This is a genomic window from Synechococcus lacustris str. Tous, assembly GCF_003011125.1.
GTDB lineage: Bacteria > Cyanobacteriota > Cyanobacteriia > PCC-6307 > Cyanobiaceae > Synechococcus_D > Synechococcus_D lacustris.
In genome coordinates this window covers 13,547-26,174 of the sequence record NZ_PXVC01000006.1, presented here as the reverse complement: position 1 = coordinate 26,174, position 12,628 = coordinate 13,547, and the positions used below count along the sequence as shown (strand labels likewise).

14 protein-coding genes are annotated in these 12,628 nt (G+C 55.8%); 9 read left to right on the top strand and 5 right to left on the bottom strand.

Annotation, left to right across the window (positions count from 1 at the left end):
- The first annotated feature begins 3 nt into the window (after positions 1-3).
- From C7K08_RS02745 to C7K08_RS02705, 9 genes are read left to right on the top strand one after another with little or no spacing between them, the layout of a single operon-like run.
- The gene (locus C7K08_RS02745) at positions 4-2,121 is read left to right on the top strand and encodes a hypothetical protein (protein ID WP_133165144.1); all 2,118 of its coding nucleotides are present in this window, start codon (positions 4-6) and stop codon (positions 2,119-2,121) included.
- Positions 2,118-2,876: a phosphoribosylaminoimidazolesuccinocarboxamide synthase gene (purC, locus tag C7K08_RS02740; protein ID WP_106499123.1), complete on the top strand. Its 759-nt coding sequence runs from the start codon at positions 2,118-2,120 to the stop codon at positions 2,874-2,876. The genes C7K08_RS02745 and purC overlap by 4 nt, the downstream gene beginning before the upstream one ends.
- 44 nt (positions 2,877-2,920) lie before the next feature.
- Entirely contained in the window at positions 2,921-5,185 is a 2,265-nt protein-coding gene (locus tag C7K08_RS02735) for a BamA/TamA family outer membrane protein (RefSeq protein WP_106499122.1), read from the top strand.
- A gap of 2 nt (positions 5,186-5,187) precedes the next feature.
- Positions 5,188-6,033, top strand: a complete 846-nt coding sequence (gene lpxC / locus C7K08_RS02730; RefSeq protein WP_106499121.1) for a UDP-3-O-acyl-N-acetylglucosamine deacetylase — start codon at positions 5,188-5,190, stop codon at positions 6,031-6,033.
- Positions 6,030-6,479, top strand: coding sequence for a 3-hydroxyacyl-ACP dehydratase FabZ (gene fabZ, locus C7K08_RS02725; protein ID WP_106499120.1), 450 nt, complete (start codon positions 6,030-6,032; stop codon positions 6,477-6,479). The genes lpxC and fabZ overlap by 4 nt, the downstream gene beginning before the upstream one ends.
- Before the next feature lie 3 nt (positions 6,480-6,482).
- Positions 6,483-7,307, top strand: a complete 825-nt coding sequence (lpxA, locus tag C7K08_RS02720; RefSeq protein ID WP_106499119.1) for an acyl-ACP--UDP-N-acetylglucosamine O-acyltransferase — start codon at positions 6,483-6,485, stop codon at positions 7,305-7,307.
- Positions 7,304-8,485 carry a lipid-A-disaccharide synthase gene (gene lpxB / locus C7K08_RS02715; protein WP_106499118.1) on the top strand — a complete coding sequence of 394 codons (1,182 nt, stop codon included), beginning with the start codon at positions 7,304-7,306 and terminating at the stop codon, positions 8,483-8,485. The genes lpxA and lpxB overlap by 4 nt, the downstream gene beginning before the upstream one ends.
- The gene (gene msrA, locus C7K08_RS02710) at positions 8,466-9,140 is read left to right on the top strand and encodes a peptide-methionine (S)-S-oxide reductase MsrA (RefSeq protein ID WP_106499117.1); all 675 of its coding nucleotides are present in this window, start codon (positions 8,466-8,468) and stop codon (positions 9,138-9,140) included. Before lpxB ends, msrA begins: the two co-directional genes overlap by 20 nt.
- Positions 9,141-9,165: 25 nt before the next feature.
- Positions 9,166-9,360 (top strand): hypothetical protein, encoded by a 195-nt coding sequence (locus tag C7K08_RS02705; protein WP_106499116.1) that lies wholly within the window; start codon positions 9,166-9,168, stop codon positions 9,358-9,360.
- Here the strand turns inward: C7K08_RS02705 and C7K08_RS16295 are convergent.
- The 5 genes from C7K08_RS16295 to C7K08_RS02685 are packed head-to-tail and all read right to left on the bottom strand — an operon-like array spanning position 9,334 to position 12,552.
- Positions 9,334-9,540 carry a hypothetical protein gene (locus C7K08_RS16295; protein WP_255124439.1) on the bottom strand — a complete coding sequence of 69 codons (207 nt, stop codon included), beginning with the start codon at positions 9,538-9,540 and terminating at the stop codon, positions 9,334-9,336. The two genes, C7K08_RS02705 and C7K08_RS16295, sit on opposite strands and share 27 nt — an antisense overlap.
- A gap of 50 nt (positions 9,541-9,590) precedes the next feature.
- Positions 9,591-9,839, bottom strand: a complete 249-nt coding sequence (locus C7K08_RS15405; RefSeq protein WP_161955800.1) for a hypothetical protein — start codon at positions 9,837-9,839, stop codon at positions 9,591-9,593.
- Between the two features lie 19 nt (positions 9,840-9,858).
- On the bottom strand, positions 9,859-11,364 hold the full coding sequence (locus tag C7K08_RS02695; RefSeq protein WP_106499115.1) for a leucyl aminopeptidase: 1,506 nt from the start codon (positions 11,362-11,364) through the stop codon (positions 9,859-9,861).
- 55 nt (positions 11,365-11,419) lie between these two features.
- Entirely contained in the window at positions 11,420-12,001 is a 582-nt protein-coding gene (locus tag C7K08_RS02690; RefSeq protein ID WP_241536986.1) for a GIY-YIG nuclease family protein, read from the bottom strand.
- Positions 11,998-12,552: a ComEA family DNA-binding protein gene (locus C7K08_RS02685; protein WP_106499114.1), complete on the bottom strand. Its 555-nt coding sequence runs from the start codon at positions 12,550-12,552 to the stop codon at positions 11,998-12,000. Before C7K08_RS02685 ends, C7K08_RS02690 begins: the two co-directional genes overlap by 4 nt.
- Positions 12,553-12,628 lie beyond the last annotated feature (76 nt).

Below are 12,628 nucleotides of genomic sequence, written 5' to 3'. Positions count from 1 at the left end.
CCATTGCTCCTCACTATTACCGCGGCTGTGGTCCCTTGGGTGTTGGCAGGTGGTCTGCTGGCAAAAGCTCCCAGGCCTGCCCCCCCTCTCCCCCCTGGTGCCAGCTCGGTGGAGGAATTTGAGTTGCTGTTGCAAAAAGGCGATCGCCAGCAACTCCAGGAGGGYTGYGGGGAAGCGCTAGCCCTGGGCCTTGATGAGCGTTTGCGTTTATTGCGGCCGCGTTTGCTGGAAATCAACGCCGATGATCATTCATTGGCAGTGGTGTTAGCTGATGCCAAAGCACTGCTGGCCTGCAAAGCGCCGGAGGCAGCACTGCAGGTGCTCAATCGCGTTAGCCCAGCCGTGGGCAAACCAAGGGAGCAATGGCTATTGCTGCAATGGCAAGCCGCKAACGCTGCCYTGAACCATCGCAGGGCGGCACTTGCCTTAAGGCGTTTTTCCAAAGGGAACCCCCAGGTTCTTGCCGGCCAGCTATTGCCCCTAGCTCAAAGCCAGCGCTCTGGGCTTGAACAGCAGGTATTGCAATTGGAAGCCATAGACGCCTTACCTGAAGCTGTTGGCCTCCTTATGGAGCCCGATCCCTCCCCAGCGGTTAGTGCTGGCCGCAAGCTTGATGCAGTGCGCCTGCTTGTTAAGGGCGGCGAAGCGGAGCGGGCTGAAAGTTTGATACCAAGTGCCCTGAACCAATCGGCCCTCGCTGAGGCATGGGGCGTGAGTGCTGAATTGCTGATGCAGCAGAGGGCTTTGCAATTGGCAAGCGGCAATAGTGCTGCTGCGGCTCAAACCACCAACCGCCAGGAACGCYTGGCCCGTCGCTTGGAAGATGCCATGGGGGTGAGGCAGGCCCTAGTGGCACGCATRGCTGATGGCAGCAGCAACCCGCCCTTGGCCCAGCGGCTGCTCAGCCGCCAAGAACCATTGGAATTGAGTAAGGGGGCRCTGCTGTCGGCCCTTYTGGCTTTAAACACAGAGCCGGTTTCAGCTGYAAATCAAGCTGTTCCGTTTGCTCGGCTTGAACTGGCTAAACGGYTGGCTCAGCAGATCAACCATCGCGAGCGGTTGCTGGATGTGTTGGCGGATCAAGAAAACCAAGCCCGCCAGGCTGATGATCCTTGGCTGCTGGATCGGGTGAATCGCCAGGCGCTACAAAGCAGCGCTGGCAATCCACTGCGGGAATTGGATGCCATAGATAGGCGCCAGCGTGAGTTGCTTGCCGATCCCCCCCTGGGGGGTAGTGCTTGGGAAGCATTCACCCCATTGCGGGAACAAGCTGAATTGGAACGTTTACGCCAAGAGGAAAAACTTGAACAACGCTTTGAACAACGGCTGGGCTTTGATCCCTACCCAGGCTTGTTTTCACTGCCAGCCCTACTTGAGGATTTGCAACGGCTGCGCTTAGCAACAGCCGGCCAGWTGGTGGCTGGAAACCAAAGCTGGAAACTTGCACCAGCGCAATTTGGGCTTCTGCCAAGGCAGCTGGGGGATCGGCGGCGCAGCAAGGTGAGTAAAGAATTGACAGATGCCYTGGCATCCCTAGCGATTACGGAAAAGGAAAAAGAACAGGGCCTAAGTSTTTTCGGCCAATTGGTGCAGCAGTTGCAAGAACGGGAGCAATTAAATCTGGAAGTAAGCCAAGACCTAGCCAGTGGCAAGCTCAATCCAGAGGCATTGCAACGGGAAGAGCGGTTGCTTTTCTTGGAGCGGCAATTGGATCCCCGTGGTTCAAATATKCGARCGCTAATGGCCTTTGGCCGCTCGGAAAAAGGTTTGCTTAGCCTGAATAAATTGCATGAACAGGAGGATAAATTGCGCTTGCGCAGCCGTTTTGAAGAGTTGCGCAATTTAAAGGCTCGCCGGCTTTTGTTGGAGGATCAATTGCAGCAAGAAACAATCACGGGTSCCCGCTGGCAACCGCGGGCACCGATCACCGCACCCCAGTTGGAGGCCATCAAGTTGAGCCGCCTATGGAGGGAATATCGCAGTGATTCTGCTTCTGGAGTGGTGCCTACTTTGCAGGATTTGGCCTTTAGAACGAAAGATGGGGCCCTAGAACTGGAACTTGTGCGTTATCGCTTAGCGCAATTGCTTGATCAACCAGTTCGCTCCCCGCTGCGCCCATGACAAACCTTGAGATCGGGGCCTTGCTCCATGAAGGCAARGCAAAAAAAGTKTTTCGCACCAACCGTGAAGGGGTGGTGGCAGTGCAATTCAAAGATGATGCCACTGCATTTAACGCYCAGAAAAAAGCCCAGCTGGGGGGCAAAGGCCTGTTGAATTGGGAAATATCCGCCAGGTTGTTTGAGGCGCTTGAAACCCGTGGGGTTTGCAGCCACTACCTGGGCTGCCTTGAGCCCGGCTGGATGGCGGYGCAGGAGGTGAAGATCGTTCCCCTAGAGGTGGTGTTGCGCAACTTAGCGGCGGGATCCCTTTGTAAACAAATGCCKATAGCGCCTGATACGCCATTGGAGCCGCCACTTTTGGATCTCTATTACAAAGATGATCAGCTGGGCGATCCCTTGCTCACGGAGGCTCGCCTTGAGCTTTTACGGCTTGTTAGCCCAGGGGAGCGGCTTCAGTTGGAAGCGCTTAGCCGCCAGGTGAATGCTGTTTTGCAGGGGTTGTTAGCTGCCATCGAGATCACTTTGGTGGATTTCAAGCTGGAATTTGGTCGCAAACCTGGGGGCACCATGTTGCTTGCCGATGAGATCAGCCCAGACACCTGCAGGCTTTGGGATCAGCGGGCAATTGCTGAAAAGGAGGGGCGCATTTTGGACAAAGATCGTTTTCGCAGGGATCTRGGCGGAGTTGTGGAGGCCTATGGGGAGGTACTCAAACGGGTCCAAGGGTTAGGGCCAACCCCTAGGCATTACCGGTAAGTTCCCCGCATAYGCGGTGAGATTGCCGCTTGTGTAACTTCAMCATGGCCATAGGTAGTTCGGGCATAGGTAGTTCCCAGCTGATTTCAGCCCGCCTATGGAAGAACCTGTTGTTTGGCKGTTTTTCAGCTCCATTGCTAGGGGCGGGTTTAATTGCAATYGGAAGCTTTAACCCAGCTCAAGCCCAGMCCAAGGGAGCTATCCCTGCATCGGAACAACTCGATTCCAACAGCGCGAGCGAAGCCAACAGTGCAAGAGAAGCAAAGGTTTTAATTAGCGAAGTGGCAGTTGTTGGCCTTGARGATCATCCCGATAAGGAACGATTAGAGCGGGCTGTATACGACTCCCTAACGGTGCGGCCAGGCATAAGCACCAGCCGCAGCGCCCTTAAAACAGAYTTAGCAGCTATCTACGCCACCGGCTGGTTTAGCGATGTGCGTATYCAACCCACAGACGGCCCCCTAGGGGTTCGCCTTGTGGTGAACGTAACCCCAAATCCAGTGCTGAAGGAGGTTGTACTCAATAACCCCAAGGCGCTATTGCCAAAAGAGCGCATAAATGATGTTTTTGCCTCTGATTACGGCCGCACCCTGAACCTAAAAAGCCTCGACCGCCGCATGGTGGAGTTGCAGAAATGGTATGCGGAGCAGGGATATTCCTTAGCCCGCATCAGCGGTCCCACCAGGGTTAGCCCAGAAGGGGTGGTGGAGCTTTCGGTGCGAGAGGGCACCGTAGAGGCCATTGAGGTGCAATTCCTTAATGCWAATGGTGATGCAACCGAYGAAAAAGGCAAGCCGATYAAGGGCAAATCCAAGCCCTGGGTAGTGAGCCGAGAAATATCCCTCAGGCCCGGCAAGTTGTTTAATCGCCGCCAGTTAGAAGGCGATATCAAACGCCTTTATGCCACCGGTTTATTTTCCGATGTGAAGGTAACGCTCAAGCCAAACCCCAGCAAGCCAGGGGAGGTTTCAATTGTTTTGGGTGTTACCGAACAATCAACCGGCTCCCTTTCCGGCGGTGTTGGCTTTAGCCAAAACCAGGGYTTGTTTGGCCAAATCCAGCTACAGGAAAATAATCTTTGGGGTAATGCTTGGAACTTAGGTTTGAACTTTACCTATGGCCAGTATGGCGCTTTGGCGGATTTAAGCTTTGAGATTCCCTGGCTAAAGGATGATCCAAACCGCAGTAGTTTGCGCTTAAAGGGTTTCTTAAGTAGGGAGATACCACAAGCATTTCAAAGCCAAAATAATGGCGCTATCCGCACCATAAGCGGCTTTTATGAACCACCGGCCACTTCGGTTAACCTTGCCCAAGCTATTTATTTGAATCGMGCTTTTGGTCGCCCTGATAATTTAGTTCTTAATGTAGAAGATATCGGTTTTGATAGCACTGCTGCTGCGGYATTTGGTTACTTCAATGGTTACAACTTCTATGAAGCGGAAGGGGATTTGGTGAGGGTTCARCGCRCCGGTGCAAACCTYCAGTAYGTGCGCCCCTTRCGGGGTGGTGATCCCTATAGGCGCAATTTATGGACGATGATATTTGGTTTAAGTGGTCAGGAGGTAACAACAATGAATGGATTCAGCACCCAGCGTAAATATGGYGCCGCTCCWTTCACTARSRWYGGTGATAWCTATGCCRMTWYGGATGAAATCATTTGCCTTGGTTTYAATTGCGCCAGTAAAAACCAACTGGTGGGGGGGAGATTTGCSGTTTCTTATAACACCCTAAATGATAATAAGAATCCCCGTTCCGGCACGTTTTTCACCGCAAGCACTGAACAGTATTTAAGTGTTGGTGAAAATTCACCCACCTTCAACCGTCAGCGGGCTTCCGCCACCCACTTTATACCCGTTAATTATMTCAAACTATATAAAGGTTGYAGGCCTAAGAAAGGTGAGCCAGAAGATTGCTCCCAGTCGATTGCTTTCCAGTTATCCGCTGGCAATGTAACCGGCAGTCTCCCCCCCTATGAAGCATTTTGTTTGGGCGGTAGCAACTCAGTGCGTGGTTATTACGACTGCGACTTGGGTGTGGGTCGCAGTTACATYGAAGGAACAATTGAATACCGCTTTCCGATTTTTAAAATCATYAGTGGTGAGTTCTTTATCGATGCCGGCTCCACCCTTGGCAGCCAGAACCAAGTGCCAGGTAATCCGGGCGGCCTATTGCTTAAAACCGGCCAGGGTTTCTCCATTGGTACCGGTGTGATTGTTACCACTCCGGTGGGCCCCCTGCGCCTTGAGGTGGCAAGCCAGGATCTAACCGGCAATTGGCGYTTCAATGTTGGCGTTGGCTTTAAGTTCTAAAGGTGCAGTGGCCAACTAACTACAACCGTTGCTGGGGCCTGCGGAATGCGGTTGAGCGSARYGGCATCGGCTTGCATTCCGGCGCTAATTGCACCTTGCGCTTGCAACCAGGTGCAGCGCCTGGTTTGCGGGTGGGCTGGCTGGATCGGCCCAATGATCCAGCGCAATTGCTAAACCCCAGCCTTGTGCAAGACACGCGCCTTTGCACCTCCTTGCGCCTTGGCGATCGCCACCTGGCAACGGTGGAGCATCTGCTGGCAGCTTTGGCKGGCACTGGTATCACCCAGGCGGAAATTTGGCTCGATGCCGAGGAGGTGCCCCTGCTCGATGGATCCGCCTTGCCATGGGTTGAGGCCATTGCRGAGGCGCTGCCAAYTGATTTGGGCCCCAGGCMACCCCTGCCTGGGCTGGCTGAGCCGATCACCCTKCAGCAGGGCCAGGGTTTTGTTGCTGCCCTGCCAAGTGCTGAATTGCTACTGAGCGCTGCAATTGAATTTCCCCAACCCGCCATCGGCAAACARTTGTTTTCGATAGTGCTAACCCCSGCTGCTTTTGTGGAGSAGATCGCTCCGGCCCGCACCTTTGGTTTTCGCGACCAGGTGGAGATGTTGTTGAAAGCRGGCTTGATTAAGGGGGGCGCCCTGGATAATGCCTTGGTTTGTGATGGTGAGAACTGGCTTAATCCCCCCCTGCGCTTTGTTGATGAACCGGTTAGGCACAAACTTTTAGACCTAATTGGCGATTTGGCCTTGGTTGGTTTACCCCAAGCCCAAGTGATGGCCTATCGCGGTTCCCACGCCCTACACACCCAGCTGGCCGCTGCCCTACACCTCAAATTGACCGAATGACCAGCACTGATCCCACCAGCCTCAGCAGTGAACAGATCCTCAATTTGCTGCCCCATCGCTATCCRTTTGCCCTAGTGGATCGGGTGCTTGAGCATGAACCTGGCAAACGGGCAGTGGCTTTAAAGAATGTAACTATCAACGAGCCACAATTTCAGGGCCATTTCCCTGGGCGCCCATTGATGCCAGGGGTTTTGATCGTTGAGGCGATGGCTCARGTTGGTGGTTTGATAGTTACCCAGATGCCAGATCTACCCAAGGGTCTTTTTGTGTTTGCAGGTATCGACGCCGTAAGGTTTCGCCGTCCGGTAGTGCCGGGGGATCAGTTGCTAATCACCTGCGAGTTGCTCAGCCTCAAACGCAAGCGTTTTGGCAAAGTGCATGCCGAGGTAACCGTTGATGGTGCTTTGGTGTGTTCCGGAGAACTGATGTTTTCACTGGTGGATTGACCCATGGCGGCATCAACCCTGGCAACCCAGATTCACCCCACCGCTCTGGTGGATCCAGGCGCCTGCCTTGCAGCAGGTGTAAGCGTTGGTCCATTTGCTGTGATTGGCCCCCAGGTGCGCATTGGCGCCGGTAGCCGCATTGGTCCCCATGTGGTTATCGACGGCCAGGTAACCATTGGTAGCGATAACCATATTTTCCCTGGCGCCTGCATTGGCCTTGAACCCCAAGACCTCAAATATGCCGGCGACAACACTGAAGTTGTTATCGGCGATGGCAATCGCATTCGTGAATACGTAACCATCAACAGGGCAACGGCCTCCGGTGAACGCACCGTGCTTGGCAACCACAACCTATTGATGGCCTACAGCCATATCGGYCACAACTGCCGGCTTGGCAATCGCATCGTGATTGCCAATGGGGTGGCGGTGGCAGGCCATGTGGATATCGACGACCGAGCTGTGATCGGAGGTGTGTTGGGTATCCATCAATTTGTRCACATCGGCAGTTTGGCGATGGTGGGYGGCATGAGTCGCATCGACCGCGATGTGCCCCCATACGCCATCGTTGAGGGCCATCCAGGYCGCTTGCGGGGCCTCAATTTGATTGGCCTGCGGCGCAGTGGCCTTGCCGATGCCGATAACGGGGCGGTGCTGAAGGAATTGCAGTTGCTGTGGAAATTGATCTACCGCAGTGAATATTCCCTGAGCCAAGCCCTTGAACAGGCGCGCCAGCAGCAGCTTTCAGCTGCWGCTGAAAAGCTGGTGGCATTTTTAGAGAGCAGCTGCAGCGCTGGCCGCCGGGGGCCRTTGCCGGCCCAGCGCCCGTGACCCATCTGYTGATCAGCACCGGAGAGGTGTCTGGGGATCTCCAGGGCAGTTTGTTGATTAAGGCCCTCCACCAGGAAGCAAAGAAACGGGGTGTAAYCCTGCGGGTGAGTGCCCTCGGGGGCCCGCGCATGCAAACAGCCGGGGCTGAGCTGTTGGCCAACACAACACCCCTTGGGGCCATTGGCCTCTGGGAGGCATTGCCCCTGGTGTTGCCCACACTTCAACTGCAAGGCAAGGCCCGCAGATGGTTGGCGAGCAATCCCCCTGATGGGGTGGTGTTAATTGATTACATGGGCGGTAACACCCCCTTGGGGCGTCGGGTAAAGCGGGAGCGGCCGGAGCTACCGGTGTTGTATTACATCGCCCCCCAGGAATGGGCATTTCGCATGGGGGAGGGGGGTACCACCCGTTTGATTGGGTTCAGCGATCAGATCCTTGCGATTTTTCCTGAGGAGGCCCGTTTCTACCGGGAGCGAGGCGCTGTGGTGCATTGGGTTGGCCACCCCCTACTAGACACCCTTGGCGAGCTGCCYAGCCGCGCCGCTGCCCGCCAGGAGCTAGCCATTGCCGAAGACGAATCGCTGCTGTTGCTGCTGCCGGCCTCGCGCAAACAGGAATTGCGCTGGCTGCTGCCGCCCCTTGCCGAAGCGGCCGCCAGGTTGCAAAAAATTTGTCCCAAACTGAAGGTGATTGCCCCATCGGCCCAGCCTGGGTTTGAGCAGCCCCTGCGCGATGTGATCGATCGCGTTGGTTTAAAAGCAACGGTGCTTAATTCCGATCAGGGGGATCGCCTCAGGCCAACTATCTGTGCCGCAGCTGATTTGGCCCTAACTAAATCGGGCACCGTCAATTTGGAATTAGCCCTGCGGGGGGTACCCCAAGTGGTGGGCTACAGGGTTAGCCGGCTTACGGCCCTCATGGCGAGGCGCCTATTGCGCTTCCAGGTGGAGCACATCTCGCCTGTGAATTTGGTGCTTGGGGAGCGCTTGGTGCCAGAGCTCTTGCAGGAGCAGCTCCAGGTGGATCAACTGGTGGCAGAGGCCCTGCCCCTATTGCAAAGCCCGATGGCCCGCCAAGAAATGCTGGCCGGCTATGGMCGCTTGCGGGCGCTACTGGGTGAGCCGGGTGTAACCCAAAGGGCTGCAGCCCTCATACTTGATGCTGTTGTTAAACCGTAAGGGGTTTGTGTTTAAAGCTCTTAGTTGTTGGTTTGGGGTGCTTTTGCTGTTAATCAGCCAGCCGGTGCAGGCAGCTCCCATCAATCAAGCTGTTCTCGCTGGCGGTTGCTTTTGGTGTTTAGAGCATGATCTGGAGAAGCTGCCCGGGGTGCTGGATGTGCAAAGCGGCTATTCCGGCGGTGATARGCCCAACCCCACCTACAAGCAGGTGAGTGCTGGCGGCACCGGCTATGTGGAGAGCGTAGCTGTGCGTTTTGATCCCGAAAAATTGAGCTACGCCGCACTGTTGCGTTCCTACTGGCGCAATGTCGACCCCACCGATGGCAATGGTCARTTTTGTGATCGAGGCGATTCCTATCGCCCGGTGATCTTTGTTGCMGATGCCAGCCAGCGTTCAACGGCAGAAGCCAGTGCAGCTGCCGCCAAAGCAGAGTTGAAATCMCCTAAACCTTTACGGGTTGCCATCGAACCYCTCAAGCGCTTTTGGCCTGCKGAGGATTACCACCAGAATTACGCCGATCTCAACAAGGCGAAATACAACTTCTACCGCTGGAGTTGCGGTAGGGATGCTCGCTTAGATGCGGTGTGGGGTAAAAAAGCGCGCAAGGGGGTGATGTGGTCATCACTACCGCTAAAGGCTGGCGAACCCCGCTAAATTCCCCTGTGGAAGGGAATTGGTTATGTATCTACTTTTGATTCGAGAGGGTTTGGCCACCAGATATGTGGGCCCCTACGAGAGCCCMAAACATGCTGCCGACGATTTAGATCGCTTACTTGCCGATTGTGATGCCAGAGCCCGCTGGCAAATCCACGAGTTGCAATCACCCCAATTTCGTGGCCTGCGGGAATTAGCGGCGGGGATGGCCGCGGAATAGGCCACTTTCAATCATTAGGCCCACCCCGGCGTTAATGCAGATCAARCTCAAGGTGCCCAGCCAAAACCATGGTTTGGCTGGGTAAGCCGATCGCCTCATTACGGCCTCTCCAAAGAGGCATAAACCCACTGGCAACAGCAATATTCCTGATTGAGCCTTGAGATACCAAGCCCACTTCACTGGAACCGTGGGGAGTTTTAACCAATTGCGGTTCCTGCTGTTGGCCAYGTTTATACACTCAAGGTTGCAGTTGGGAAGGCGGCATCGGCCAATTGCCGCGCCAGCTGYAGCCGCAGCTCTTGATTTGAAACATGCCGCTCMAGCATTTTGGCGGCCTGGCTTTTGAAACGATGCCATTCCTCAAGGGCAGTTTCCCAGGCCTTGCCCTGCTCCCCATCCCATTGGCCTTGAACGGTTGCTTCAAACCAAAAGGAGGTGTTGTCGGAYCCGGTGAGTTGGAATCCGCTTTGTTGAATCACGTGCTGACTTTTGCTTGCCTCATTCCAGGCTTAACTCTTCCTTAGCCCCTGCCGCAATGGCTTTACACCAATTAACTAACAGCCGAACGCCAAAACCGGTGGCACCAGAGGGATCTGGCCCTTTCCCTTTTTCGTTCCAAACCGGCCCAGCAATGTCGAGGTGGGCCCAAGGAATCTGCCCATCAACAAATTCCTGCAGAAATAATGCTGCGGTGATGGCACCGCCGGGCCGTGGCCCGGTGTTTTTCATGTCGGCCAGGCCACTCTTTAGCCCATCTTTRTAAGACTTCTGCAATGGCATGCGCCAAAGGGGTTCCCCCGCTGCCCGGCCAGCTTCGATTAGTTGATCAGCCAACTGATCATTAGCACTCCATAAACCAGCAATTTCATCGCCAAGGGCCACCACACAGGCGCCAGTGAGGGTGGCGAGGTCAACAATTGCATCCGGCTTTAAGGCAGAGGCATACACCAAGGCATCGGCGAGGGTGAGGCGGCCCTCAGCGTCGGTGTTGTTGATCTCAATTGTTTTGCCATTGGAGGCGGTGATAATTGCACCCGGATGAATTGCCTCAGCGCTCACCATGTTTTCGGTGGTGGCACTGATTACATGGATCTCAAGCCCCTCAGGCCGCAGGCTGGCCAAGCTGCGGGCAGCGCCTAAAACGGCGCCACAGCCACCCATATCAAATTTCATTAGTTCAATCTGGCTGCCACCGGTTTTGAGGTTGTAGCCACCGGAATCGAAGCTGAGCCCTTTGCCAATCAGCACTACCCGCCGCAAGGCAGGCCCCTGGGCGGGAATAACAAGGTGAATGAAGCGGGGGGGAACGCAGGCCCCTTGAGCTACCGCCAGGAAGGCACCCATCCCTTTTTCGCGGCAACCCTGCTCATCAAGCACGGTTAATTCCAAATCAAATTCCTGGGCCAGGCTGCGGGCAGTGGCCTCCAGGCTTAAGGCATTCACTAAATTGGGTGGACCCCCCACCAATTCCCGGGCTAAYTCMACCCCTGCGCAAATTGCTTGCTGGTGCTCTAGTTCYCCTTGCTGCTCAGGATTAACCCCCAACAACCAGCAAACATCGGGCTCCTGGCGCGGTTCGGGTGCACTGCGGAAGCGCTCATCTTTAAATAAAGCCAAGCGCGAACCTTGCACTAGGGCAGCGATTGCTTCTGACGGGGCCAGGCCTTCAAGCGGTAGGGCAAGGCCCAATTGCTTGCAGCCGCTGCCAAGGCTGGCCTTGCTCAATTGAGCTGCCGCGGTTCGCAGGGCAAAGCCATCAAAATTTTCTGGTTCACCAAGGCCAGCAACCAGCAATAGGGCGGGGTGCTCGCCGGGCAGGGTGAGGCTGATCAATTCACCGGGTTTTGCTTTGAACTCCCGTTGCTGCAAGAGGGCAGTGGCGGTGCTGGCAACGGCCGGGGCAAGGCCTTTTAATTGCTCCTGCCAATGGTTGCTGAATAAACCAAGGCCTAGGGCATCACAGGCGCCATCCGCCAGGGGTTGATTGCTGCAACGGAATTCCATAGGGCTAGCKGTTATCGGTTGGCGCGATCGTACTGAGCGATTAGGGCAAGCCGGTTTAGCTGTTCTGAAATGGTGTTTGCCAGCGTTGGCGGCATTCTTTATTGAATGGTGGTTGCCACAACTGGATTTGCTCAAGCTCCAACAAGCGGCGGGCGCGGGTGTTGCTTGGGGCATCACACCAGAAACGAATGCTTAGTTGCGGTAGTTGGCCGCAACGCACCAACCCCTCCCCGTAGGCGGCCAGGTAGGCCTTGCAATCGTGCTCGCCTTTCCAGCGGCGATCCGCCTGGCAGGTTTCACCGAGGTAGAGCAACAGATCATTGCCAGCACCAAGGCTGTGATCGAACACGAAATAAAGGGCAGCACCCCTCTGGGGTGGGGCAGGCCAGCGCCAAAACTGCAGATGTTGGGCTGGCAGCGATAGGGGATCTGGCACTGCCGCAGTTGGTATGGCGGGTTCGCAAGGAATGGCAAATAATTGCCCCTGGCCCGGGTGGCAGGGTTTGCGTTGCTGTTGTTGGTATTGCAACACCCGCCCTTGCCAGGCTTGTAGGGCATCTGGACCCAGCTGCAATTCCGCTGCGGTGYTGCCGCCTGCAATCCCTTTGAACAGGCTTGGTTGATGAACTTTGCTCACGGCTTGGTGCTTGGCAAGGCSGGGCCATTGCTTTGGCCAAAGCACACCCTGCCGATCAAGGCTTCCACCACAGACGCCGGTAAACCAAGCCGCTCCTGGAGGTCGGCCAGGTCGCTAAATGGCCGGCGTGCCCTCTCCCKCAACAGGCGTTTGCAACGTTCGGGGTTGAGTTCATCCAGGCTTTTTAGTTSAGCGCTAGGGGCGCTATTGAGGTTGATCGCCGCTGGTAAGGGGCTTGGCGGTTCGCTRTACCAACGAAACAAAAGATGGGGTTTCCATGCCTCTAGCTGGGCGGCCGGCAGCTCCAACAGTTGGGCCAGATCGGCGGGGCCGCTCAACTGCACTCCCCCCTTCTGGAGCCGCAACAGCAACTCAGCTTGASCCTGTTGGCAGCCGGGCAGTTTGAGCCAATCGTTGAGGCTGGCCCTGTTCACATCGATCTGCCAAACCCTGAGGGGGGGTGCTGCTGTTTTTTTTGTTTGAGTTGGCGGTTGCTTCAAAACCCGCAACACCTGGCGGGCGAGGGGATCCAGCCAGTGGCCTTGCGCCATAGGTGGTTTGGCGAAATATCAATCTGGGGTCAGTATCGGGTCGGCCATCCGCCCTGGCCAGGGGGAGGAGGCCGCC